Below are 22,039 nucleotides of genomic sequence, written 5' to 3' on the forward strand. Positions count from 1 at the left end.
TTATGTGTTGGCTGCCGCTGATGTTGGCAAGAAGATCACTGTTACGGTCACGGGTTCTAAGTCCGGGTATGTCACTGCGGCGAAGACGAGTGCAGCTACTGTGGCTGTTACTGCGCCGAAGGCTTTGACGGCTGGTACTCCGACGATTTCGGGTACTACGGTCTCGGGTCAGAAGTTGACGGCGAACGCTGGTATTTGGGGTCCTGCTGCGGTGACGTTGAAGTATCAGTGGAAGCGTAATGGTGTGGTGATCGCTAACGCGACGGCTAGTGCTTATGTGTTGGCTGCCGCTGATGTTGGCAAGAAGATCACTGTTACGGTCACGGGTTCTAAGTCCGGGTATGTCACTGCGGCGAAGACGAGTGCAGCTACTGTGGCTGTTACAGCCAAGAAGTAATTCCACGCCAAAAAGACGGCGTTCGCGCAAAAAGCCGGTGATCTAACACCAGCCGATTGCGCGAACACCGTCTTTTTTGTCGAACGCGAGCCTAGGACTTCGGGCGGCGGGCCGCCTCACGCTCCTTGGCCAGTTTGGCTTCAGCACGCGCTTTGGCGTGCACGGCGCGCTCCTCAACCAGCCACGCCGGGGGAGCCTGCAGCAGCGCGGTGATCTCCGCCGTCGTGAGTGGCTCGGTGATATTGGAGCGGTTGAGACCACCAATGGAGATGTTCAATTTCTGCGCAATGACGGGGCGCGGGTGCGGTCCGTTGCGGCGCAGTTCGGCGAGCCACTCCGGGGGAGTGTCCTGCAAAACCTTGAAGTCCTCGCGGCTGATCGCGTTCTCTTGGAATTCTGCGGGAGCCGCGGGCAGGTGGATGCCCAGCTTCTTGGCCGCTGTGGCGGATTTCATGGCTTGGGGGGAAGGATTAATGCTCATACATCAAGGGTACCGGTGCGCGGACGGTAGTTTAGGGCAAAGCGGTGCGTTAGGGTAAACAGGTGTCTGAATCCCGCGAACTTACAGTGACCTTTGTCCCGGGTGTGACCCCCGGAAAGTGGATCCACCGCTGGGAGGAGCGCATGCCCGGCGTACCGCTCGTTTCCACGCCTGTGCCCGAATCCCGACAGCTGGACTCCGTGCGCGCCGGCGAGGTCGATATGGCATTCGTGCGCCTGCCCGTAGATAAGACCGGGCTACACGTCATTCCCCTCTACAGCGAACTCTCCGTGGTGGTGGCACCCAAGGATCACCCCATCGCGGCCTTTGACGAGCTCAATGTTGAAGATCTGGCCGACGAATACCTGCTCGCAGACCCGGACGATTTCCCGGAATGGCGTGATATTTCCACTGAAATTGCCGCCGGCACCCGCAAGCCACTGCCGCCCATGGCGTCCATTGAAGAAGCCCTCGACCTGGTCGAAGCCGGGCTTGGCATCCTGATTCTTCCCATGTCCGTGGGACGTCATTTCAGCCGCAAAACCCTGCGCTCACGCTTGCTGCATGGTGTTGCCGAGACCAGCATCGCGTTGGCGTGGATTGATTCGTTCCAGCCGCTGCCTGCCGAGGATGAAGCGGTCATTCAGGAGTTCATTGGCGTGGTGCGCGGCCGCAGCGCCAACAGCTCGCGCCAGCCTTCCGTGCAGGCCAAACAGGATGCTGCCCCCAAAAAGGGCGCTAAAACTGGAAAAAGTACGACGTCGGCACGCACCCCTGCGGCAAAAGCAAAGGCAGCCGGGGCTAATTTGCGCGGCGGTGGTCGCCCAGGCGGCAAGGCTCGGGCTGCTAAGCGCGGCCGCCGCTAACTGCGCTCACTGGGGCGTCCGTCTGAAGTGGGGCACTTGATGCGAGGATGGGGACTGAACCGTCCCTGACATCCAAGGAGCACCTTTTACGATGAGCGAACGCTTTTTTCTGGACAAGTCCGACCCCGCAAGTTGGCGCGCGCTCAATGGACTCGCGCTCAAGGTGAAGGCGGCAACGGATGATTCCGGGATCCCGCGATCAGTCGTGGAACTGCTGAACATGCGAGTCTCGCAGATCAATGGGTGCGCCTTCTGCTTGGACATGCACGGTCGGCTGGCTCTTGAGGCAGGGGTGAGTAGCCAGCAGCTAGCGGTTTTGCCTGTGTGGCGTGAAACGGATCTCTTCACCGAACTCGAGCGGGCAGCGCTAGCGATTGGTGAAGCCGCCGCACTGCTAACCACTAGCGAATCACGGCAGGTGGAGCTCCAAGAAGCCCGCACGGCACTGACCGATGAGCAATTTTCGGCCCTGCAATGGGCAGGAATTGCTATCAATGCGTTCAACCGGGTCTCCATCATGAGTCAGCACCCCGTCCGCGCCCGGAAGTAGTTCCGAGTCCTACCCCGCCCTCCCAATCCGCCGGGTGAAGGGCTTTGTGAGTCTGGTGGACCTAGACTGAGCCCCATGAGCAACCTCGAAACCACGCCCGATGAAGTGATTTGTGAATTCGAACAAAATATAGGCGATGCCGAGGTACTCCCACCAAGGGCAGTACCGCTAGGCGGAGTTCGCGCCATGGATGTGCGTAGAACTCTGCCGCAAAAGCGCCGTAGCCTCATCGGGTCTTGGTGTTTCGTGGATCATTATGGGCCCGATCTAGTCCCTACCACCGGAGGCATGAACGTCCCCCGCCACCCGCACACCGGACTGGCAACAGTTAGCTGGTTGTTCTCCGGCAAAATCGACCACCTAGACTCGGCGGGTTTCGCCGCCGTCGTCCGTCCTGGGGAAGTGAACTTGATGGTCGCGGGCCGCGGCATCTCACATCAAGAGTTCTCAACCTCAGACACCACCGTTTTGCACGGCGCGCAGCTCTGGTACGCACTGCCTGATGCAACCCGGCACATGCCACCCACCTTTTCGCACTACGTTCCGGAACCAGTTCTTGGCGATGGCACGGAACTGCGAGTGTTTCTTGGCTCCTTGGCGGGCTCAACCTCACCGGTGGAGACGTACACCCCGCCCTTGTTGGGTGCCGAGGCGGTGCTGCGCGCCGGTTCGAAGCTGGAGCTAGCGCTGGATCCAGCCTTTGAATACGGGGTCCTGCTGGACACCGGCGATTTGAGTTTGGACGGCGAGCAAGTCCCTGTGGACCATCTTGTGTACCTACCGCTAGGACGCTCGACCATGGTGCTGGAGGCTGGCGATAACCCTGTGCGGGTGCTTCTCATAGGAGGGGTGCCCCTCGGCGAGAAGATCGTCATGTGGTGGAATTTCATTGGCAGAAACCACGAAGAAGTAGTGGGCTACCGAGCCGCTTGGCAAGCAGAGATCGGCGTCGAAGCGGCCACGCCCCTGACAGCAGATGGCAGCTACCTTGACGGTGCTCCCTACCCGCGCTTTGGTCCGTTTCCGGAGAATCTGCCGGATCCGTTGCCTGCGCCCGGCTTGCCCAACGTTCAACTACGTCCGCGCGGCTAAATAACCCAAAGGAGACTCCATGCCCAACAACTCTGCGATCACCGTGCGCCAGAATCCAGAACGTCATCGTTACGAACTTCTTGACGGCAACATGGTCATTGGTAAAGCGCACTGGATGCCGTTTGAGGGCGGTACCGGCCCCGAACGGATTTTCTTCCACACGACAGTCGATGAAGAATATGCAGGCCAAGGACTGGCCGGAACGCTAGTCCACTTCGCACTTGAAAACACCGCTGCGGAGGGTTTGAAAGTGGTGCCGGTTTGCCCCTACGTCAAGGTATACCTGCGCAAACATCCCCAGTTTCAACAGCATGCTGTTCCTGTTAGCCCTGAACACATAGCTGCCGTGAACCCGGCTTAAACAGATATCCCGCTGAGTTTAAGCGTGAGGCGGAGATCTGTTCCTGCTTCTTGGACCGGGGCCAGGTGGTGCCCTTGAAGCGGTTGGCGTCGGGGCCTTCCCAGCGAACCGACTGTGCCTTGCTGTCGAGGGTGCTCATTGCGGAGGTGATCTGCTCGATGGCTGAAGCCAACTTGGAAACCAGTTCTGCCATGTCTTGGGGATCGCTACCTAGCATTGCCATGATGATCGTCCATTAGTAAAAAATTTGTGGTCAAACCGCGGGCGGTTCGCCTTGACCGGGGGATGCCTGCTGAGCGATTACCAAGAATCTATCGACGGTCTTGCCAACACCGTCAATGGGTTCGCCTACCCAAGCAGCGCTCCCCATACCTTTGGACCTATCGGCTGGTTTACCGGCTGGTCCCAAAAGCGCGGATCCCTAGCCACGGTATGCCCGCTGGACTAAGCTAAAAATCGCGTCAACCATCAGCAGTTAAGCATGGTGCACGGGCAGTGAGAACACTCTTCCCGGCACCATCAGCAGATAGGAAGAAAGCAATGGCCACCTACAAAATCGGCTACTTCGTCGGAAGCCTCGCCAGCGGTTCCATCAACCGAACATTGTCTAAGGCCTTGATCGGCTTGGCGTCCCCGGAGCTTGAATTCACCGAGATCCCCATCGGGGACCTGCCACTGTACAGTTCGGATTTTGACAGCGACTATCCGCCAGCGGGGCAAGCCCTGAAGCAGGCCATTGCTGACTCTGACGGGATCCTCTTTATTTCTCCGGAGTACAACCGATCCATCCCCGGCGCTTTGAAGAACGCGATCGACTGGGCTTCCCGGCCTTGGGGGACCAACTCCTTTGCCCGCAAGCCCTCAGGCATCATTGGTGCTTCCCCGGGCGGGATCGGCACTGCGGTCATGCAGTCCTCGATGCGCAGTGTTCTGAGCTTCCTGGATGCGCCGCAGCTCAACTCTCCAGAGGGCTACATCAGTTTCAACGCTGCAGACTATGGGGACGATGGGGAGGTCAAGAATGAGGGAACCAGGGATTTCCTGAAGCACTTCATGGACGAATACGGCGCTTTCGTGGCACGGGTTCTGGACGTCAACGCCCCGGGGCACATTGGTGACGAGGACCCTACCTCGAGTAAGTAAAAAACCACCGAGATTCACCGAACCAAGGATGATGCAGCACACGAAAACGCCGGTTCCCGCACTCAGGTGGGCCGGCGTTTTGTTGTGGATATTCAGCGCCGTAATCGCAGGCACCAGCTCTGTGGTTCCCACCGGATCATTGACAGGCCAAATGTGCCGTGCCATATTGACCACAAATGGGGAAGTATCCGCCCAAGCTTGGTTTGTCAGCCTGAGGGAGAGATAGCTATGAAAGCGGCATTGTGGGAAATTGAAACCTTTGACTATCACACGGCAGGGGAGCCCTTCCGGATTGTCCCGACGCTGCCCATTCTGATCGAGGGCACTACGGCGCGCGAACGCCGTGAACGTGCCATGATCGGGGATGCAAACAAGATCCGTAAGTTGCTGGTCAATGAACCTCGAGGCCACGCCGATATGTACGGCGGGTTTGTGGTGCCACCGGATGATCCGGGCGCCCATTTCGGAGCCCTGTTCTGGCACCGTGAGGGGTTCTCTACGGTGTGCGGCCACGGCACCATGGCGTTGGGTACTTGGGCGGTGCGCAGCGGTCTGGTCCGTGCCCCGGACGACGGCGAGACTGACGTTGTGATTGATATCCCTTCGGGTCGCGTCACCGCTAGGGTGACTATGGTGGAAGGAAAAGTTCATGAGGTGGGGTTTCATAATGTTCCCTCCTATGTGGTGGCAAAGGACATTGAAATCAAGACGGCAGATTTTGGCCGCCTGCGCGTTGACTTGGCCTGGAGCGGGGCCCTGTACGCCTCGGTACCGGCCGCCGCAGCGGGACTGGAGGTGGCGCCGTCGAACTTGGCAAGGACAGTTGCCGCAGCGCATCAGGTGGCCGCAGAACTTGCTGACCATCCCGCAACGCAGCACCCCCTAGACGCCCGGCAGTATGGCATTTATGGCACCATCTTCCACGAACCAATGTTGGCGCCCGGACCCGGATTGCGGCAGCGCAATGTGAGCGTTTTCGCTGACGGTCAGGTGGCCCGATCCCCCAGCGGATCGGGCACGGCAGCGCGGGTGGCCTTGCTTACCGACTCGGGGGAGTTGGCAAAAGGGCAGGTGCTGGAGCATTATTCGATCCTTGATTCGCGCTTTGCGGCACGAGTCGTTGACCGGGTAGATGGTACCGGGGGTGGATTTGTGGTGGAGGTCAGCGGGCGTTCCTTCCCCGTAGGAGAAGGGAAGTTTACGCTGGACGCAGATGACGAGCTGGGGCTGGGATTTGTTCTTCGGTAGCGGCACCTTCCGCTTTCTGGGACGATAGCCCAGTGACTGAATCCCTTCGCCCCCATGCCGGTCCATCGTTGCGTGTTCCTCGGCCCAGGCGCAGATTGGGGATTTCAGAAATACTGCGGGTAGGGCATTCGCCGCTTTCTGTGTGGATTTCTTTTGCCATTGCGGTCTTCGTGACGGTTTCTGCTTTTGACGATGTGCGGCTTGCTGTCCAGACCAGCCCTGGCGAGGAGCTCCCGTGGCTGTGGATATCCTGCACGGTTGCCTACTGGAGCGTGTGGATGACGCTGGCCTTCCGGCCTCGATGGGTCGCCGTGTTATTCATGGTTCAACTCGCCACCATGCTGCCGCAATTGGAGCTGGGTGGGCCGCTGCTACTATCTTTCGTGTCCCTTGCGGTGGCTGCTTACCGGGTTTCCGTACGCTCGCTTGCCTTAATGGTGGGCAGTTTTCTGGTGTGGCAAATTACTTGGGTGCTCTTTGTAGCGCACGTAGGAATAACGCAGTTGTGGGGCTATATCCCGGTCACTCTGCTTCTCACAGCGCCCGGCCTTGCTATCAAGTTGCTCCGCGAACGGGCCCTGCAAGTTGCACGTGAGCAAAAAACTGCCGACGAACAGGCTGTAGCAGCCGCCGTGGAACAGCGTTCCGAATTGGCACGTGAACTCCATGATGTTGTGACGCACGGCTTGACCATGATTGCCGTCCAAGCAAACCTGGGCAAGATCTCCAAAGAAGAGTCGGCCAAGGAACACGCCCTCAGCGAGATTGGCTCGATGGCCAGAAACTCTCTGGATGATCTCCGCCGCTTGATCCTTGCAATGCGCGCGGATGAGGGATCTTCGGAGGCTTCTCCCGTGCAAGTGCCTGGATTAATGCCCAGTGTGGCCAACATTGACTTGGCAGCAAGCTTTGCCGATGCCCAAAAGCGGCTCAGTGGCCTCGGCTGTCCCACCAATATAGAGACTTCCGGAGATCTGGATCGCACGCCTAACGGTCTCCGGCCTACAGTCTTGCGGATTCTGCAAGAGAGTACCACCAATGTGGTCAAGCATTCGGGTAAAGGATCCCGATGCGAGATTTCCATGAATGTAGCCAATGACCACCTTGAGTTGGTGATCCGGAGCCGAATGACGCCGGGTAAGCCTCGGCTCCCGGTTTCAGGCACCGGGCTGGCTGGATTGCGGGAAAGAGCTTCACGGTTGGGTGGCACCCTCGAAGCTGGATCCGACGGCGGCTGGTGGAATGTCCACACAGTCTTGCCGTTCAAGGATCGCCAGACTTTGCAGTAGCGCACAAGTCTGGGTGTAGCGAACCGGACCCTTGCCGCAGCCCCGGATTAAAGTGAAGGTTGGCCAAGTGGCCAAATCTCTTCTCTTGAGCGTGAAAACCGTCGTCCAAGTGGACAGTTCTAGTCGTTTCACATTGAAAGCCAAGAGGGGCCTGCGTAGCGTCAAGTGCATCGGGGGACATCGGCCCATATTCAAGGGCCGGCGTTATGAATGTCGAATCCGCGATCTTGGAGATCATCATGAATGCAACGTACGCACCCGCAGGCAGCAAGGCAGCGCTGGGCAGCAAGTCGAAGCCGGCAGGCATCTGGCCCAGCGGCTCGTTTCCGACTCCTACACGCTGACGCGGAGCAATGCGCATCTCCCAATCGCTGCAGCTACGTAGACTGTCTGCATGAACGAGTTGGCCGAAGATACCCAGAGTACTGACAGTATTAATGTAGTCATTGTTGACGACGAAAAGTTTGTGCGCGGAGCGCTACGTACCTACCTTTCCCAAACCACGGATTTAGTGGTGGTGGGCGAAGGCGAAAATGGTGAGGATGCCATCCGTCTGACGAAGGAGTACTCCCCGGACGTTCTGCTCATTGACCTCCAGATGCCTGTCATGGACGGAGTCACCGCCATACGCCACGTCGTGGCGCAGAGTCCGGACATTGGAGTCCTAGTAGTCACCGGCCACATCTCCGATGTGCACCTTCGAGCCGCACTCCTGGCCGGTGCTGGCGGCTATGTGGTCAAGGATGCTGAGCCGGAACGAATCGTTGCCGCCGTCAGGGATGTGTATGCAGGGGATTGCCCCATCGATCCGGCAGTGGCCCACCTGCTCATCGAGGATCTTCGTGGTAGCCGGCCCGCTGCGCGGACGGAATCATCTATTGAGTTGACAGGCCGTGAAGAAGAAGTATTGAAGTTGCTGTGCGATGGTCGTAGCAACAGCGAAATCGCCGCCGAACTTTATCTCTCCGAGTCAACTGTGAAATACCACCTAGTCAGATTGGGCCGGAAGTTTGCCACACGGGACCGACTGCAGCTGGTTGTCACGGCGCTGCGCTCCGGGCTGATCGCTTAGCTAGCCCCACGCGCACTTAGCTTTCCTTCGGCTAAAGGTAAATGCGGTGTTATCGGGAACATTGACGTTAAAGACTGTCCAAAAGGATAGGGAAAATGTCCTCCCGCGCGTATCCGTACCAAGCGCTGGGCCTTAGGCTAGGAGAACCGTCGCTTAGCGCGGCACATAAACCCGTTACCGAAAAGGCATCCCATGAAAAAACCATTTGCTTCCGCAGGCATCGCAGCAGTTGTCGCAGCCGGCCTCATCATGGCTCCAGGTCTCTCCCCGGCTCAGGCCAGCACTCTGGCGGCTCCTACAACCAGCATCTCCGCGGCTTCCGTGAGTTCCTCCGGAGGCGTGGCCACGACCTACGGAATGTTCTTCCTCCCGTGCAACCTCTTTGGCTGGAAAATCTGTTAAGAGCAGCGCCGGAAATAACTTAAAAACCGAGCGCGAGTGGCTAGGGCATCGTCTGTCTTTCAGACGGTGCCCTAGCCTTTTCTGTGAACTTTTCAGGACCCCAAAGTCAAAACAAGTGTTGACCTTGCGGCCACTTGAGGGTCTCCAACCACAGCTGTGAGTTTTACCAGCTTCTGGCCCGCGCAATGCCTGTTTGGGAACTACGCAAGGAATGGCTGGAGAAGTTCATTGCGTAGGTGCTAGAAACCTTGCGCTTTGCGATAGCGCTGCATCTGCTGGTGACGGCGGATCAGGCTATCGCGGCGCGGGGTTTGCTCTGGCCCTGCTTCCTCTGCCGTGAGGTCAATGTGACTCTCGCCGAACTGCCACAACAGCAGATCATCCAACAGCCTGTCCGGGCCGGGGGAGTACCTGTGCTCCAGAGCCCTGCGAACATTGGAGATGATCTTTGGCTGCAGGAGGGCGGCCAAGTCCACAGTCTTGCCCAGCCCATGCGCGGCCACCAACTCTGCCGCCCAACCCCAGTCGTCGTCAGCTTTACGATCAACATGCGGCAGCAGCGTCTGCCATACGGCCTTGATCCGATTCGGGGTCAGCGACACGTTGCCCTCACCGCTGGTATCCCAATAACTGGTGACCGTTTCATACCTGTCATGAAGCTCCGAAAAAGCTGATTCTACCGTCTCCAGCATGGCTGCCGTGGCAGTGAACTGACGGTCAAAATAGGGACTCCACGCGCGGGGATCCTGGGACTTGAAACGGATGTCGTGCTCAATCTCGCTCCAAGCGTGAGCAAAAATGGTGCGGATCTGGCACTCAAAAAAGTAGCTGCCATTTGGCTTGGTATCCGGGTCAAGCAACGCCTGATAGCTGCGTACCACATCGCTTTGAATGGTGCGCAGGATCAAGTGGCGGCTGGAATATCCGTAGGTGCCGGACTCAATGGAGCCAATGTCCTTCTCGGTGTCGCCGCGGCAGTCAAAGATGCTGCGCTGGCGTTTGATCAGATTTGCCGCCAAGGCGTTCTCGCCCGGCAGGGTGGTGATGACGCGCACACCCACCATGTCGGTAAGGTTTTTCAACGGCTCCGGGAACTGTAGCGCCGGGGCGGCATCTGGTTCCGACACCATCCGTGAGGCTTTTTCGCGAAATGACTCTACGGACTTGGTGCGGCTGGTGACAAACAAGGGCTTGTCCTCAGCCTCGGAGAGAACCTCGCGTATCAGCGATTCCATCTCAGCGGTCAATTGGATCAGGGCCGGCCGTGTGCGTTCGAAATCGGCGATGGATGCGCTGACGGCAGGACGCAGTGATTCATCGAGTCGTTCCCAATTACTACTCATAACCCGAGTTTAAACGGCAGCGCGGGCTCACGCTATCCGCAATGCCGCATATGACGCAAAAAATAGCGGTTGCTTGGGCTGATTCCGCGCCCACCTGTTGTCAGGGCTTGTACTGAAACTTCTTCGGAGTCCCGGCGTTTACACCGCTTTCGGTTTAACGGTGCTGGAACGAATCAGCAACTCTGGCGCCAGCAGGAAGGGCGGTAGAGGCTCTTGCGACGTCTGCAGTGTGTGCAGCAACCGGAGTACACCAAAAGCCATCTCGCCACCGGAAACGAAAAGCGCGGTCAAATCAGTGATGTGAGTGGCAATGAGGCATTCGTGTACCCGGACCCCGGAGTCCAATCTGCGTGAAGCTCAGGTGGCACCGCCCTGTCCGCACGCTCCAAGGTGCGGCGCTACCCTCACTGCGGTCGAAGGCCTCAATCCAGTCCTGCGGACCGGAAAGATGCCAGACGGTCTCACACCCAAGATCCAAGAGGTGTGTTGTGGCAAGTTCGACCACATGTGCCTGATCAATGACTAGCAACTCGCTGGAATCTGTGCGTGAGCCATCACGGGCGACGGTCGGGGTGCTGTCACCGATTCTTGCCACCACCCCCTGCGCGGCAGCATCAAGGACGGCGTCATTCATAGAGGAAATGGTGTCCTTGACACTGCCGCGTGTGGTGGGCTTTACGCTGGGATGTTCGTTGAGGAGTCGGGACATCGTTGGAGGTGACCCTCCAGCCAACTGAGCACCATCGTGAATCCCCGATGGTCTCGATTCTGGATTTCTCATGGAAGCTATCTCTTTCGAGTCAGTGTCCAAGTCACTCGGAACGTCAGTTAAACATCGTTTCGGGGCGTATCTTGAGGCCCAGCGAGGCAGGGGTGAGTCAGCAGCGATGCGGCCGAGTCGCCGCGCTAGGGGCGCAGGGCATCCGGCGGCATCGTAGGCTAGAGCCATGTTGACTGTTATTGGTGAAGCTTTGGTAGATGAAGTTGTGCAAACGGGGAAGGCTCCGGTGCCCCATGTGGGGGGCAGTCCCATGAACGTTGCCGTGGGCTTGGCGCGTTTGGGGCACCCAGTGCAATTTCTTGGCCGCATCGGCAAGGACGCTTACGGGGACATGGTTGCCGGGCATTTGAAAACTAATGATGTTCTGGTGCCGCTAGCGCCGGATGAGCTCCCCACCTCTGTAGCCCGGGCCGTGCTGGATGCTGACGGGGCTGCCAGTTACGAGTTTGCTCTTGACTGGACGCTGCCTTCGCTAGCAACAAGCGCTGAATCCACCACCGGAACGCCAGTGGAAAGCGCCAGCCAGTTCATGCTGAATGGGACAACTTTGCTGCACACCGGATCCATTGCCACAATGCTGGCCCCCGGGGAAGCGCACGTGCTGGCCGCCGTTATTTCTGCCCATCCGCACGCCACCATCGCCTACGATCCCAACTGCCGCCCCAGCATCATTGGCGACGTTTCCCATGCCCGCCAGCAGGCGGAAAAGTTTGTCCGATTGGCTGATGTCATCAAGGCCTCCGACGAGGACTTGGAATGGCTGTACCCCGGCGTGGACCCCAAGGAATCCGCCCGCAAGTGGCTGGCCCTGGGCGGTGCGCAAGGTCCCGCCGTCGTGGTTGTGACACAAGGATCCGGAGGACCGTGGGCTGTATGCGCAGCCGGGGAAGCCCAATGCCAGGTGCCGTCGGTGGATGTTGTGGACACGGTCGGGGCGGGGGATTCCTTCATGGCGGCCCTTCTCTCAACGCTTGTGGATCGGGAATTAGACGGGGCGCAACGTCGCGGTGAATTGCGCGCCATCAGCACAACAATCTTGAGCGAGCTGATCGAGTACGCGGCCCGCGCAGCAGCCATCACGGTCTCTCGCGCCGGAGCCAACCCGCCCAACCGTGCTGAACTGCAAAAAAAGCAAAAACTGCAAAAATTGCAAAACTAGTCCGCGGCGCTGATTATGGAACGCTCATGACCAGATAGCGGATGAGCCGAAGCCCGGCTTTGCGGGAAGTTGGATAGCCTTGGGTATGCGTTTAATTGCCAGCGACATCGACGGAACCATTCTGGGCCATGACGGAACCATCAGCGACCGTACCGTGGAGGCCTTCGCCGCCGCCGCAGCAGCGGGTGTGGACATTGTGTTTGTGACCGGCCGACCGCCGCGGTGGCTCGAACCTATCCGGGATCAGATTGGCCACACTGGCACGGTCATTTGCTCCAACGGTGCCGTCAGCTATGACCTCGCCACCGATCACGTCACCGAATCACATGTTCTGGACTGGGACACAGTGGCCAAGGTGCGCAGTATCGTCACGGAGTTGGTGCCGGAACCTTACTTTGCGTTGGAATCGCTGGGGGGCTTCCATGTTGAAGAGGGCTTCCTCACCGCACGCACGGCAGCCAGCGGCGAGTACTTTCCAGGACTATTGACACCGGATATGGCAGACAGCGGCATTGTCAAGATGCTTGCTGTTCTCCACCACGGCACGGCGGATGAGTTCATGGGCCTCGTTGCCCCGGCGATTGGTTCGCTGATCGCCGTCACCCATTCGGCCCCCACTATGGCCATGCTGGAAATGGGCCCGCTAGGGGTCAACAAGGCGGTCACGCTGGCCAAATATGCCGCGGGCCGGGGGATCGACGCCGCAGATGTGGTGGCCTTCGGAGACATGCCCAACGATATTGAAATGCTGGCCTGGGCCGGTTCGGGCTATGCCATGGCCAGTGGACATCCAGATGCGCTCGCAGCTGCCGCGTTGCAGGCGCCACGCTTCGAGCACGACGGCGTTGCCCAAGTCATCGAATCCCGTCTGGCTGCGCTGCGCCTGGCTTGAGCAACAACAACAGCACGCCTGGCTTGAGCAACAGCAACAGCGCAACAATAAAAGAATCTAGAGAGCATGACTAAAAGTAAAACGCCCAAGCCGTTCTTGGCATCCGCGCAGCCGCTGGCTATTGCTCACCGAGGGTTCTCCGGTGATGGGTTGGAAAATTCAGTAGTGGCGTTCAAGGCGGCCCTGGAGCTGGGTTATCAGTACGTGGAAACTGACATTAACACCACGGCGGACGGCGTAGCCATGGTGTTTCATGATGCCTCCTTGGACCGCACCACGGACAAGCAGGGCATCATTGCCGAGCTGCCCTATTCCCAAGTGAGTCAAGCCCGTATTGGCGGCCAGGAACCCATTGCCACCCTGGAGGAATTCATTGTGGCCCTCCCCGAAGCCCGGTTCAATATTGACATCAAGGATGCAGGGTCGGTGGCTCCGCTGATTGCTGCCATTGAAAAGTACGGCCTGCATGATCGGATTTGTGTGGCGTCGTTCTCGGATAGACGCCGCCGCGCGGTGGTGGCTGGATTGAGTCGACCCGTGGCCAGCTCGCCGGGCAAGCCGCTATTGATGGCCTACTTTCTCCTCATTTCATGGCTGCCGTCCCGTCTGGCCCGCTTCTTCATGCGCGGTGTGGATGTTTTGCAGATCCCCACGAGCTATAAAGGCCAAGCTCTGATCACCACAGCCACGATGCGCCGGGCTCACTCTTTGGGCCTGAAAGTTCATGTCTGGACCATTGATGATCCCGCCGAAATGAACCGACTCTTTGACTTGGGCGTTGACGGGATCATGACCGACAGGGCCGATCTGTTGGCAGAGGTCATGCGCCAACGAGAGTACTGGGCGTAACGCTTCGGCCATGTCGGTAGCGGGTGGCAGGATGGACACATGCGAATTCTCATTGCCCCGGACAAGTTCAAGGGGACCCTAACCGGTCCTGAAGCAGCAGCAGCCATGGCCGAGGGCGCTTTGCGTGTCTACCCGGATGCCGTGGTGACGGCGCTGCCCATTGCCGACGGCGGAGAAGGCACAGTGGAAGCGGCCGTTGCTGCTGGCTTTTCAGAAAGACTGAACGCCGTCGTGGGTCCTATCCTCAAGCCCGTAGGTGCAGTCTGGGCTTTCGCCGAAGACAGCAAGGTAGCTGTCATTGAAACGGCCCAGGCCAGCGGCTACCTGCTCAGTGAACCCACCGTGGAAAACTCGTTGCGCGCCCATTCCTACGGTTCTGGCCAGTTGATTGCCGCAGCCTTGGACGCCGGTGCCACGGAAATCATCATTGGGTTGGGTGGGTCCGCCATGACCGACGCCGGCACGGGTGCCTTGCGGGCGCTGGGTTTGAGACTGGTGGATGCACAGGGGAACTTGGTGCCGTTGGGCGGCGGATCCCTCATTGACGTCGTGGCCGTGGACGCCACAGGCCTCGACCCTAGGCTGGCGAAGGTGAAAGTGCGGATGGCCGTTGACGTGGATAACCCGCTGTACGGGCTCAATGGTGCAGCCCATATTTTTGCTCCACAAAAGGGCGCCGATGAGGATGCTGTAGAACGTCTCGATGCTGGGCTGCGCAACCTGGCCTCCGTGGTCCGGGAGGCTACCGGAATCGACATGGATGTGCCCGGATCCGGTGCGGCCGGCGGCTTCCCATCCACGTTCGTGGCGTACGCCAATGCCTCCGTTGAGCGTGGCTTTGATTTAGTCGCATCCTTGATAGATCTTGAAACCGCCTTGGCGCAGGCCGATCTGGTCATCACAGGGGAAGGGTCCCTGGATGTCCAGTCATTGTCGGGCAAGGGGCCCCTCGGAGTAGCTGACGCTGCCCACGCGAAGGGAATTCCCGTCGTCGTAGTTGCCGGACGGATCACGGTGACGCCGGAACAGCTGGCCAAGCACGGGGTGGTTGCCGCCGTCAGTGCCACGGATGTTGCGGGCTCCCCGGAGGCGGCGCTGGCGGACGCTGCGCGCTACACCACGCGTGCCACCTCAGAGGCTCTCAACGGGATTTAAAATACTATGCGCCAAACCCGTGATGAGTTTGGCGCATTGACGCCTATGCGCTGAACCCCTTCTGGGTCCAGCGCATAGTTGGCGCTCAGCGGAAGAAATAACGCCGCGTGGCGGGCTTTTACTTCGTGGTGCTCGCCAGAGTGGGGGAGTCGGACTCCGGATCCAGCGGATCCGTGGCAGTTCCACGCCACTTCGCCAGAGCGCTCATGCCATGGTAGATGATCAAGGCGGCGGCGGTACCCAGTGCAATGCCAGCAAATTGCAGGTTTCCTACGTTCCACGTGAAGTCGGCGATGCCGATGATCAACGCCACGGCGGCCGTGGTCAGGTTGATGTTGTTGGAGAAATTGACCTTGTTCTGGACCCAGATCCGCACACCCAAAATGCCGATCATGCCGTAAAGTAACGTCGCCGCGCCGCCGAGGACTCCAACCGGGACAGTGGCAATCAATTCACCAAACTTCGGCGAGAAGCTCAATACCAGAGCAGCAATACCTGCAACAAAGTAGGCCGCGGTGGAGTACACCTTAGTGGCGGCCATGACTCCAATGTTTTCCGCATAGGTGGTGGTGCCCGATCCGCCGCCGAAGCCTGCCAAGGTGGTGGCAACGCCGTCGGCAATCAAGGCACGACCCGCGTACGGGTCAAGGTCTTCCCCGGTCATCAAGGCAACAGACTTCACGTGACCAATGTTCTCGGCCACCAATACCAGGACCACCGGAATGAACAAGCCAAGGATGGCGAAGTGGAAGGTGGGGGTCTGGAACTGCGGCAAGCCGATCCAGCCAGCCACCTCGATCTTGGAGAAGTCCACTTCATCGCGCATGACGGCCACCAGATAGCCGGCAATCACACCCACCAAAATGGCCAAGCGGCCCAGGACGCCGCGGAATAACACGCTTACCAGAATGATGACGCCCAAGGTGATGATGGCTGTGATGGGTGCCAGTTTGAAGTTGTTCCATGCTGACGGTGCCAGGTTCAGCCCGATCAGCGCCACAATGGTGCCTGTGACGGGGGCAGGCATGAGCCGGTTGATCCACGACGAACCGAACTTCTGCACAATGAGGCCAATGATGGCCAGGGTGACACCGGCAATGACCACACCGCCCAGGGCTCCGGCCACGCCAAATTGTTGCTGCGAAGCCATGATGGGGGCGATGAAGGCGAAGCTGGAACCGAGGTAGCTAGGGACGCGGCCGCGGGTAAAAATCAGGAACAAGATGGTGCCGATGCCCGAGAAGAACAACGTGGTGGCCGGAGGCATGCCGGTCAGCAGCGGGACCAGGAATGTTGCGCCGAACATGGCCACCACGTGCTGCAATCCGATGCCAATGGTCAACGGCCAGCTCAACCGCTCATCGGGGGTGACCACCTGTCCGGGAGCAATGGTCTTGCCATTGCCGTGAACTCTCCATTTGGTGCCGAGCAAATTCATCCGCTTATCTCCCGTTCCAGGCCGCGCCTGTGCCCGGTCCGCAGATAAGAATATCGGAAAAGTGGCCTGTTACGGGTGCGGCAGGTGCCCCTCGTGGGCCAGCAGCACGACGCCGAGGAGATCGTTGAGTGCGTGTGCCAAGGCTGGATGGGCTAATTCATACCGGGAGCGGCGGCCTTCAGCGATGGCGACGGCTAGCCCGCAGTCCCGTAGGCAGGACAAATGGTTGGACATGTTCTGGCGGGTGACTCCCAGTTGTGCCGCTAATTCAGCAGGGTACTGCGGAGCTTTGGCCAGATTCATAAGGATTTCGGCCCGGGTGGGGTCAGAGAGTGCGTAGCCAAAGCGGGCCAACACTGCTGCATTGCTAATGGGCTTCATTCTCAATATGTTACAGCATTTGATGAATTCAGCGTTGACTGTACTATTGAGGCATGTCTGGTCACCATCATTCTCATTCCCATGCGGGCGCTCCCGGCGAAAGTCAGTCGGGCCGCCTCGCCGTGGCGCTGGGGATCACGCTGGCGGTTTTTATCTTCCAAGTCATCGGCTCGATGCTCACCGGTTCCTTGGCGCTGCTCTTTGATTCGGCCCATGTATTGACCGATGCTGGTGGCTTGGCCATGGCACTGCTGGCCGCCCGGCTGATGATGCGCCCGGCCAGCAGCAAACGTACTTGGGGCTTTGCCCGGGCCGAGGTGTTGGCAGCCACAGCGCAAGCTGCGGTGCTTCTCGCCGTCGGACTTGTGGTTTTGGTGGAGGGTGTTCAGCGGCTCTTCAACCCCACCGAGATCGCTTCTCAGGAACTGATTGTCTTTGGTGTAATTGGCCTGCTGGGTAATATCGTGTCGATGTTTGTGCTGATGGGCGGACGGTCCAAGAACTTCAACATGCGTGCGGCATTCTTGGAGGTCGTGAACGACGCGCTGGGGTCGGTGGCCGTGATCGTGGCCGCGATCATCATTTACACCACCGGCTGGATGCAGGCTGACGCCCTCGTGGCCATGCTCATTGGAGCCCTGATCCTGCCGCGGACCGTGAAGCTGTTGCTCGGGACCATTCACGTCCTGTTGGAATCCACGCCGTCGGGTCTGGATCTGGACGAGGTTCGCAAGCACATCATGGAACTGGAGCACGTGCGTGGTGTCCATGATCTGCACGCCAGCCAGATCGCGACCGGACTGCCCATTCTCTCGGCCCACGTGGTGGTGGACATGGAATGCTTCCACGACGGCCACGCGGCAGAGATGCTTGACGCCCTCCAACATTGCGTTGCCGGCCATTTCGATCTCAGTGTTGAGCACTCCACGTTCCAATTGGAGCCCGTGGGCCACTCCGAGCACGAGCACGGCGCCCACCACTAGCTGCAGCGGGCGCTTTTCTCACCTCAACCCGCTTTTCGTGCATCGACCCGTCAGATAATGACGCTAGGCTCGCGGCAAAGCGGCGTTATGTGACGGGTCGATGCAGTTGAGATGAAGTTGCGATGAAGCTGCGATGCGGTTGCGAGGCAGAAGTGCTCGCATTTGCCCCCCTGCGAGGAAACGCCTTTAGGAAATAACGCCGTCCACGAGTGCTTTCGCCTCGGCCTGGACCTGGGCCAAGTGCTCGGCGCCCTTGAAAGACTCGGCGTAGATCTTGTAGACGTCCTCGGTGCCTGAGGGGCGGGCCGCGAACCAGGCGTTCTCGGTGGTGACCTTCAGTCCGCCAATTGCCGCGCCATTGCCGGGGGCTTCGGTCAGCTTGGCTGTGATGGTTTCGCCGGCCAGGGTTGTGGCGGAGACGTCGGCTGCGGAGAGCTTGCCCAACGCCGCCTTTTGCTCGCGGGTGGCGGCCGCATCGATGCGCGCGTACGACGGCGCCCCAAAGCGATCTGTCAGCTCGCCGTAGTGCACCGATGGTGATTTTCCTGTGACGGCCGTGATTTCTGAGGCGAGCAAGGCCAGCAGGATGCCGTCCTTGTCAGTGGTCCACACGGAGCCATCCTTCTTCACAAAGGAAGCACCAGCGGATTCTTCCCCGCCAAAAACGCCCTCACCGGAGAGTAGGCCGGGTACAAACCACTTGAAGCCCACAGGAACCTCCACCAGCTGGCGGCCAAGATCGGCGGCCACGCGGTCAATGATGGAGGAGGATACCAGCGTCTTGCCCACGCCAGCTGTGGCGGGCCACAGCGTCCGGTGCGTGTAGAGGTACTGGATCGCCACAGCGAGGTAGTGGTTGGGGTTCATCAGCCCCGCGTCGGGGGTGACGATGCCATGGCGGTCGGCATCGGCGTCGTTCCCGGTAGCAATGTCATAGGGTGCGCCAGCCTCAATTTTCTTGATCAGCGACGCCATGGCCGACGGCGATGAGCAATCCATGCGGATCTTCTCATCCCAGTCCAGAGTCATGAAGGCCCATTGCGGATCCACGGTGGGGTTGACCACGGTTAGGTCCAGGTTGTGGCGTTCGCCAATTTCGCCCCAGTAGTCAACGGAGGCGCCACCCATGGGGTCGGCGCCAATGCGCACGCCGGCGGCGCGGATGGCATCCAGATCCAGCACGGAGGGCAGATCGTCGACGTAGCCGGAGAGGAAATCAAACTTGCCCGTGGTGGAGGCTTCCATGGCTTCGGCCAATTGCACGCGGCGCACCCCGCGCAGCCCTCCCTCAAGGAGTTCATTGGCGCGGTTAGCGATCCATCCGGTGGCATCAGAATCGGCCGGGCCACCGTGCGGGGGGTTGTACTTGAAGCCGCCGTCGCCCGGAGGGTTGTGGGACGGAGTGACCACAATCCCATCGGCCAAGGCATCAGTGCGGCCCTTGTTGTAGCTGAGGATGGCGTGTGAAACGGCAGGTGTGGGGGTGTAACCGTGGCGGGCGTCGATCAAGACCTGCACACCGTTTCCGGCTAGGACCTCAAGTGCGGTGTTCTGGGCCGGTTCGCTCAGTGCATGCGTGTCCTTGCCCATGAACAAGGGCCCGGTGATGCCCTGAGAGCTGCGGTACTCAACGATGGCCTGCGTGATGGCGGCGATGTGGCCTTCATTGAAGGACGATTTCAAGGAGGATCCACGGTGTCCGGACGTGCCAAAAGCAACGCGCTGGGCCGGATCATTCAGGTCCGGTGTCAGATCGTAGTAGGCGTCCATGAGGGCGGAGAGATCAACAAGGTCTTGGGGAAGGGCAACAGTGCCCGCGCGGCTAGCCATAAACACAGCATGACAGAGTCAGCCCGTGAATGGCACGTGTTGCCCAGAGTGTGAACTCTGTATAGCGGTGGCTGCTAGTAGTTACCCATGGGGGCCGGGCAGGCGCTGGACTACCATGGATCTCAAAGGTAACCATCAGCCGTGTCTGGGAAGGCACGGGCACAGGATCGCGTAGGAGCACATCATGTCCGAGCAGCCGGATACGCCACAGCCATATATGCCGCCGGGCTATAACTCTCCGCCGGTGCCGCCGTATGTGCAGCCTGCTCCTCCTGTTCAGTCTGGACAGCCCGTTCCCCCGTACTACGCACAGCCTGCAGCGCCAGCAGCCCAGCAGCCCTACTCGCAACCGTCGCAGTTCAATTCACCCACCTACTATCAAGGTGGGCCCGGCTACCCTTCTCCAGTTGGTCCCAAAGGTATGAGTTTGACCAGCATGATCGTGGGTCTAGCCGCGCTCTTCTTGGTGGGATTCCTTATTGTTCCGCAGATTGTGGGCATTGTTCTGGGCCATCTGGGGCTCAAACGGGAAAGCCCCCAAGGGCGTGGATTCGCCATCGCCGGCTTGGTAACGAACTACTTGGCGCTGGTGATCTGGGGGATTGTTGTGGGAATTTGGGTCATCTTGGTGCTGGTCGCGGCAGGGTCATCCGCCTCTTACTCTTACTAAACGCGTTTACAGGAAGTACCGAATAAAAAACGACGGCGGCACTCACCTGACGCGTAAGCGAAAGGCGAGTGTCGCCGTCGTACTTTAAAGCTGTTGAAGTCTGGAGCAGGACTACATGATTCCGGCCATCAGCTTCTTAATGGGCTTCTTAGCGAAGAACAGGGCCACGCCGAATCCAATGGAAATCAGGCCGATCACCAGGAAGTAGGGGGTCTCGTTTTCGGGGTCGTACCACTGGGCGAGCACGCCGGACATGGCGGTTCCGAGTGAGACGGATAGGAAGAACAAGGCCACCATCTGTGTCTGGAACGCGGCCGGGGCAAGTTTGGTGGCCAGCGACAAGCCCACGGGGGAGAGCATCAGCTCGGCGACTGTGAACAGCAGCAGGATGAAGATAATCGCCATCATGGGCACCGCAGCCATCCCAGCGAAGGGGATGAAGCTCAGGTAGGCCAAGCCCATGACGATAAGTGCCGCGGCGAATTTCACGGGTGTGCCGGGCTGGCGTGCGCCCCATTTGGTCCATAGCGCGGCAAAGACGCCGGCCAGGACAATGATGAACACCGGGTTGATCGAGGTAACCCAGCTGGCGGGTACCTCCCAACCCAGGATTTCGCGGTCAAGCCGTTTGTCGGAATAGAGCGCGATCACGGTGAACTGCTGCTGGAACAGTGACCAGAAAACGGCGCTGGCCAGGAACAAAGGCATGAACGAGAAAACGCGGCTGCGCTCCTCCACAGTGACGCTCTTGTTGGCGAGAATCACCGCGAAGTAGGCAATAGTTGCGGCGATGACGACTGCAACAATGACCCACTTGAGGTTTTCGGCGGTGATGAGCTTCAGGGCGACGGCCACTACAATCACCGCGATGCCGGCAACTGCCAGCGCAATGAACTTGCCGTACTGCTCGCGGGGGAGCGGGTTCGGGACCTCATGGGCGGACTGAGGCAGGTTCTTGCGTGTCAGGCCATATTGCAGCAGGCCGAATGCCATACCAACGGCAGCCGCCGCGAAACCAATGTGGAAACCGTAGGTGACCTGCAGCCAGCCAGTGGCGAGCGGGCCAATGAGACCACCAATGTTGATGCCCATGTAGAAAATCGAGAAACCGGCATCACGCCGGTTGTCGTCCTTCGCGTACAGCGTACCCACCAAGGCGGTTGCGTTAGCTTTCAAGCCGCCGGAGCCAACACCAATCAGGATTAGACCCACGGTCAGTCCAATGGCTCCGGGGAGCAGGGCCAAGGACAAATGACCGGCCATGATCAAAATGGCGCTGAAGAACAGCACCCTTTCCGAACCCATCAGGCGGTCTGCCACCCAAGCACCGAGGATCGTGGAAAGGTAAACACCTCCACCGTACGCACCGACAATACCCAGCGCGGTAGTCTCGTCAATGCCGAGCCCGCCCTGAGTGACGGAGTAGTACATGTAGTAAGCAAGAATGCCCTGCATGCCGTAAAAGGAGAACCGTTCCCACAGCTCAACGCTGAAGAGATTCAGCAGCATTTTAGGCTGTCCGAAGAAGGCGGTATCGGGGTGTTTTGGGGGAGCCGTTGCCGGATCGGCGGGGCTTTTTTGTGAACTCACTTGAGTAATTTTGTCACTATTGACACAGATCGTCACATTTGGCTATAAGGCAAGAAGTAAGGTATCC

25 protein-coding genes and 1 pseudogene are annotated in these 22,039 nt (G+C 59.2%); 18 read left to right on the top strand and 8 right to left on the bottom strand.

The window, feature by feature from the left end; translation table 11 throughout:
- Positions 1-397: pseudogene (locus ACX80D_RS00005) on the top strand (carboxypeptidase regulatory-like domain-containing protein); the annotation flags it as partial.
- A 91-nt stretch (positions 398-488) separates the two neighbouring features.
- Here the strand turns inward: ACX80D_RS00005 and ACX80D_RS00010 are convergent.
- The gene (locus tag ACX80D_RS00010; protein WP_459320881.1) at positions 489-851 is read right to left on the bottom strand and encodes a DUF5997 family protein; all 363 of its coding nucleotides are present in this window, start codon (positions 849-851) and stop codon (positions 489-491) included.
- An 89-nt stretch (positions 852-940) separates the two neighbouring features.
- On the opposite strand from ACX80D_RS00010, the gene ACX80D_RS00015 reads away from it, so the two are divergent.
- The 4 genes from ACX80D_RS00015 (at position 941) to ACX80D_RS00030 (ending at position 3,747) form a co-directional block, all read left to right on the top strand.
- The gene (locus ACX80D_RS00015) at positions 941-1,744 is read left to right on the top strand and encodes a substrate-binding domain-containing protein (protein WP_459320484.1); all 804 of its coding nucleotides are present in this window, start codon (positions 941-943) and stop codon (positions 1,742-1,744) included.
- Positions 1,745-1,835: 91 nt separating this feature from the next.
- A complete protein-coding gene (locus ACX80D_RS00020) occupies positions 1,836-2,294 on the top strand; it encodes a carboxymuconolactone decarboxylase family protein (protein ID WP_459320485.1) in 459 nt (152 codons plus the stop codon).
- A gap of 75 nt (positions 2,295-2,369) precedes the next feature.
- Positions 2,370-3,386: a pirin family protein gene (locus ACX80D_RS00025; RefSeq protein WP_459320486.1), complete on the top strand. Its 1,017-nt coding sequence runs from the start codon at positions 2,370-2,372 to the stop codon at positions 3,384-3,386.
- 19 nt (positions 3,387-3,405) lie between these two features.
- Positions 3,406-3,747, top strand: a complete 342-nt coding sequence (locus tag ACX80D_RS00030; RefSeq protein WP_459320487.1) for a GNAT family N-acetyltransferase — start codon at positions 3,406-3,408, stop codon at positions 3,745-3,747.
- On the opposite strand, the gene ACX80D_RS00035 is transcribed toward ACX80D_RS00030, so the two are convergent.
- Positions 3,710-3,970 carry a hypothetical protein gene (locus ACX80D_RS00035; RefSeq protein WP_459320489.1) on the bottom strand — a complete coding sequence of 87 codons (261 nt, stop codon included), beginning with the start codon at positions 3,968-3,970 and terminating at the stop codon, positions 3,710-3,712. The genes ACX80D_RS00030 and ACX80D_RS00035 overlap by 38 nt on opposite strands.
- 317 nt (positions 3,971-4,287) lie before the next feature.
- Between ACX80D_RS00035 and ACX80D_RS00040 the strand changes: the two genes are divergently transcribed.
- From ACX80D_RS00040 to ACX80D_RS00070, 7 genes are all read left to right on the top strand, one after another.
- Complete coding sequence (locus ACX80D_RS00040) at positions 4,288-4,890, top strand: NADPH-dependent FMN reductase (RefSeq protein ID WP_459320490.1); 603 nt, start codon at positions 4,288-4,290, stop codon at positions 4,888-4,890.
- Between the two features lie 228 nt (positions 4,891-5,118).
- On the top strand, positions 5,119-6,138 hold the full coding sequence (locus ACX80D_RS00045) for a proline racemase family protein (RefSeq protein WP_459320491.1): 1,020 nt from the start codon (positions 5,119-5,121) through the stop codon (positions 6,136-6,138).
- A 170-nt stretch (positions 6,139-6,308) separates the two neighbouring features.
- Positions 6,309-7,427, top strand: coding sequence for a sensor histidine kinase (locus tag ACX80D_RS00050; protein WP_459320492.1), 1,119 nt, complete (start codon positions 6,309-6,311; stop codon positions 7,425-7,427).
- A gap of 206 nt (positions 7,428-7,633) precedes the next feature.
- Positions 7,634-7,771: a hypothetical protein gene (locus tag ACX80D_RS00055; RefSeq protein ID WP_459320493.1), complete on the top strand. Its 138-nt coding sequence runs from the start codon at positions 7,634-7,636 to the stop codon at positions 7,769-7,771.
- 50 nt (positions 7,772-7,821) lie between these two features.
- Complete coding sequence (locus ACX80D_RS00060; RefSeq protein WP_459320494.1) at positions 7,822-8,499, top strand: response regulator; 678 nt, start codon at positions 7,822-7,824, stop codon at positions 8,497-8,499.
- Between the two features lie 192 nt (positions 8,500-8,691).
- Entirely contained in the window at positions 8,692-8,901 is a 210-nt protein-coding gene (locus ACX80D_RS00065; protein ID WP_459320495.1) for a hypothetical protein, read from the top strand.
- 134 nt (positions 8,902-9,035) lie between these two features.
- Positions 9,036-9,137, top strand: coding sequence for a hypothetical protein (locus ACX80D_RS00070; RefSeq protein WP_459320496.1), 102 nt, complete (start codon positions 9,036-9,038; stop codon positions 9,135-9,137).
- A 3-nt stretch (positions 9,138-9,140) separates the two neighbouring features.
- Here ACX80D_RS00070 and ACX80D_RS00075 read toward each other — a convergent pair whose 3' ends face one another.
- Both ACX80D_RS00075 and ACX80D_RS00080 read right to left on the bottom strand, forming a co-directional pair.
- Positions 9,141-10,244: a GTP pyrophosphokinase gene (locus ACX80D_RS00075; protein WP_459320497.1), complete on the bottom strand. Its 1,104-nt coding sequence runs from the start codon at positions 10,242-10,244 to the stop codon at positions 9,141-9,143.
- 292 nt (positions 10,245-10,536) lie between these two features.
- Complete coding sequence (locus ACX80D_RS00080) at positions 10,537-10,953, bottom strand: type 1 periplasmic-binding domain-containing protein (RefSeq protein WP_459320498.1); 417 nt, start codon at positions 10,951-10,953, stop codon at positions 10,537-10,539.
- 238 nt (positions 10,954-11,191) lie between these two features.
- Between ACX80D_RS00080 and ACX80D_RS00085 the strand changes: the two genes are divergently transcribed.
- The 4 genes from ACX80D_RS00085 (at position 11,192) to ACX80D_RS00100 (ending at position 15,080) form a co-directional block, all read left to right on the top strand.
- Positions 11,192-12,184: a carbohydrate kinase family protein gene (locus ACX80D_RS00085; protein WP_459320499.1), complete on the top strand. Its 993-nt coding sequence runs from the start codon at positions 11,192-11,194 to the stop codon at positions 12,182-12,184.
- A gap of 85 nt (positions 12,185-12,269) precedes the next feature.
- The gene (locus tag ACX80D_RS00090; protein WP_459320500.1) at positions 12,270-13,076 is read left to right on the top strand and encodes an HAD family hydrolase; all 807 of its coding nucleotides are present in this window, start codon (positions 12,270-12,272) and stop codon (positions 13,074-13,076) included.
- A gap of 66 nt (positions 13,077-13,142) precedes the next feature.
- On the top strand, positions 13,143-13,925 hold the full coding sequence (locus ACX80D_RS00095; RefSeq protein WP_459320501.1) for a glycerophosphodiester phosphodiesterase: 783 nt from the start codon (positions 13,143-13,145) through the stop codon (positions 13,923-13,925).
- A 39-nt stretch (positions 13,926-13,964) separates the two neighbouring features.
- A complete protein-coding gene (locus ACX80D_RS00100) occupies positions 13,965-15,080 on the top strand; it encodes a glycerate kinase (protein WP_459320502.1) in 1,116 nt (371 codons plus the stop codon).
- 118 nt (positions 15,081-15,198) lie between these two features.
- Here ACX80D_RS00100 and ACX80D_RS00105 read toward each other — a convergent pair whose 3' ends face one another.
- The gene (locus ACX80D_RS00105; RefSeq protein ID WP_459320503.1) at positions 15,199-16,518 is read right to left on the bottom strand and encodes a uracil-xanthine permease family protein; all 1,320 of its coding nucleotides are present in this window, start codon (positions 16,516-16,518) and stop codon (positions 15,199-15,201) included.
- 69 nt (positions 16,519-16,587) lie between these two features.
- Positions 16,588-16,899, bottom strand: a complete 312-nt coding sequence (locus ACX80D_RS00110; protein ID WP_459320504.1) for an ArsR/SmtB family transcription factor — start codon at positions 16,897-16,899, stop codon at positions 16,588-16,590.
- A gap of 53 nt (positions 16,900-16,952) precedes the next feature.
- Between ACX80D_RS00110 and ACX80D_RS00115 the strand changes: the two genes are divergently transcribed.
- A complete protein-coding gene (locus ACX80D_RS00115) occupies positions 16,953-17,882 on the top strand; it encodes a cation diffusion facilitator family transporter (RefSeq protein ID WP_459320505.1) in 930 nt (309 codons plus the stop codon).
- Positions 17,883-18,068: 186 nt separating this feature from the next.
- Here ACX80D_RS00115 and pgm read toward each other — a convergent pair whose 3' ends face one another.
- On the bottom strand, positions 18,069-19,712 hold the full coding sequence (pgm, locus tag ACX80D_RS00120; RefSeq protein ID WP_459320506.1) for a phosphoglucomutase (alpha-D-glucose-1,6-bisphosphate-dependent): 1,644 nt from the start codon (positions 19,710-19,712) through the stop codon (positions 18,069-18,071).
- A 184-nt stretch (positions 19,713-19,896) separates the two neighbouring features.
- Between pgm and ACX80D_RS00125 the strand changes: the two genes are divergently transcribed.
- Entirely contained in the window at positions 19,897-20,382 is a 486-nt protein-coding gene (locus ACX80D_RS00125; protein WP_459320508.1) for a DUF4190 domain-containing protein, read from the top strand.
- 111 nt (positions 20,383-20,493) lie between these two features.
- Here the strand turns inward: ACX80D_RS00125 and ACX80D_RS00130 are convergent, their stop codons facing one another.
- A complete protein-coding gene (locus tag ACX80D_RS00130; RefSeq protein ID WP_459320509.1) occupies positions 20,494-21,972 on the bottom strand; it encodes a peptide MFS transporter in 1,479 nt (492 codons plus the stop codon).
- Positions 21,973-22,039 lie beyond the last annotated feature (67 nt).

The organism is Arthrobacter sp. Sr24 (assembly GCF_054511175.1).

Coding starts and splice junctions, on each gene's coding strand:
- ACX80D_RS00020 (WP_459320485.1), top strand. CDS start 1,836: ATGAGCGAACGCTTTTTTCTGGACAAGTCCGACCCCGCAAGTTGGCGC.
- ACX80D_RS00085 (WP_459320499.1), top strand. CDS start 11,192: ATGTTGACTGTTATTGGTGAAGCTTTGGTAGATGAAGTTGTGCAAACG.
- ACX80D_RS00035 (WP_459320489.1), bottom strand. CDS start 3,970: ATGGCAATGCTAGGTAGCGATCCCCAAGACATGGCAGAACTGGTTTCC.
- ACX80D_RS00060 (WP_459320494.1), top strand. CDS start 7,822: ATGAACGAGTTGGCCGAAGATACCCAGAGTACTGACAGTATTAATGTA.
- ACX80D_RS00055 (WP_459320493.1), top strand. CDS start 7,634: ATGAATGTCGAATCCGCGATCTTGGAGATCATCATGAATGCAACGTAC.
- ACX80D_RS00030 (WP_459320487.1), top strand. CDS start 3,406: ATGCCCAACAACTCTGCGATCACCGTGCGCCAGAATCCAGAACGTCAT.
- ACX80D_RS00095 (WP_459320501.1), top strand. CDS start 13,143: ATGACTAAAAGTAAAACGCCCAAGCCGTTCTTGGCATCCGCGCAGCCG.
- ACX80D_RS00025 (WP_459320486.1), top strand. CDS start 2,370: ATGAGCAACCTCGAAACCACGCCCGATGAAGTGATTTGTGAATTCGAA.
- ACX80D_RS00065 (WP_459320495.1), top strand. CDS start 8,692: ATGAAAAAACCATTTGCTTCCGCAGGCATCGCAGCAGTTGTCGCAGCC.
- ACX80D_RS00115 (WP_459320505.1), top strand. CDS start 16,953: ATGTCTGGTCACCATCATTCTCATTCCCATGCGGGCGCTCCCGGCGAA.
- ACX80D_RS00125 (WP_459320508.1), top strand. CDS start 19,897: ATGTCCGAGCAGCCGGATACGCCACAGCCATATATGCCGCCGGGCTAT.
- ACX80D_RS00090 (WP_459320500.1), top strand. CDS start 12,270: ATGCGTTTAATTGCCAGCGACATCGACGGAACCATTCTGGGCCATGAC.
- pgm (WP_459320506.1), bottom strand. CDS start 19,712: ATGGCTAGCCGCGCGGGCACTGTTGCCCTTCCCCAAGACCTTGTTGAT.
- ACX80D_RS00100 (WP_459320502.1), top strand. CDS start 13,965: ATGCGAATTCTCATTGCCCCGGACAAGTTCAAGGGGACCCTAACCGGT.
- ACX80D_RS00080 (WP_459320498.1), bottom strand. CDS start 10,953: ATGTCCCGACTCCTCAACGAACATCCCAGCGTAAAGCCCACCACACGC.
- ACX80D_RS00075 (WP_459320497.1), bottom strand. CDS start 10,244: ATGAGTAGTAATTGGGAACGACTCGATGAATCACTGCGTCCTGCCGTC.
- ACX80D_RS00105 (WP_459320503.1), bottom strand. CDS start 16,518: ATGAATTTGCTCGGCACCAAATGGAGAGTTCACGGCAATGGCAAGACC.
- ACX80D_RS00045 (WP_459320491.1), top strand. CDS start 5,119: ATGAAAGCGGCATTGTGGGAAATTGAAACCTTTGACTATCACACGGCA.
- ACX80D_RS00010 (WP_459320881.1), bottom strand. CDS start 851: ATGAAATCCGCCACAGCGGCCAAGAAGCTGGGCATCCACCTGCCCGCG.
- ACX80D_RS00110 (WP_459320504.1), bottom strand. CDS start 16,899: ATGAAGCCCATTAGCAATGCAGCAGTGTTGGCCCGCTTTGGCTACGCA.
- ACX80D_RS00040 (WP_459320490.1), top strand. CDS start 4,288: ATGGCCACCTACAAAATCGGCTACTTCGTCGGAAGCCTCGCCAGCGGT.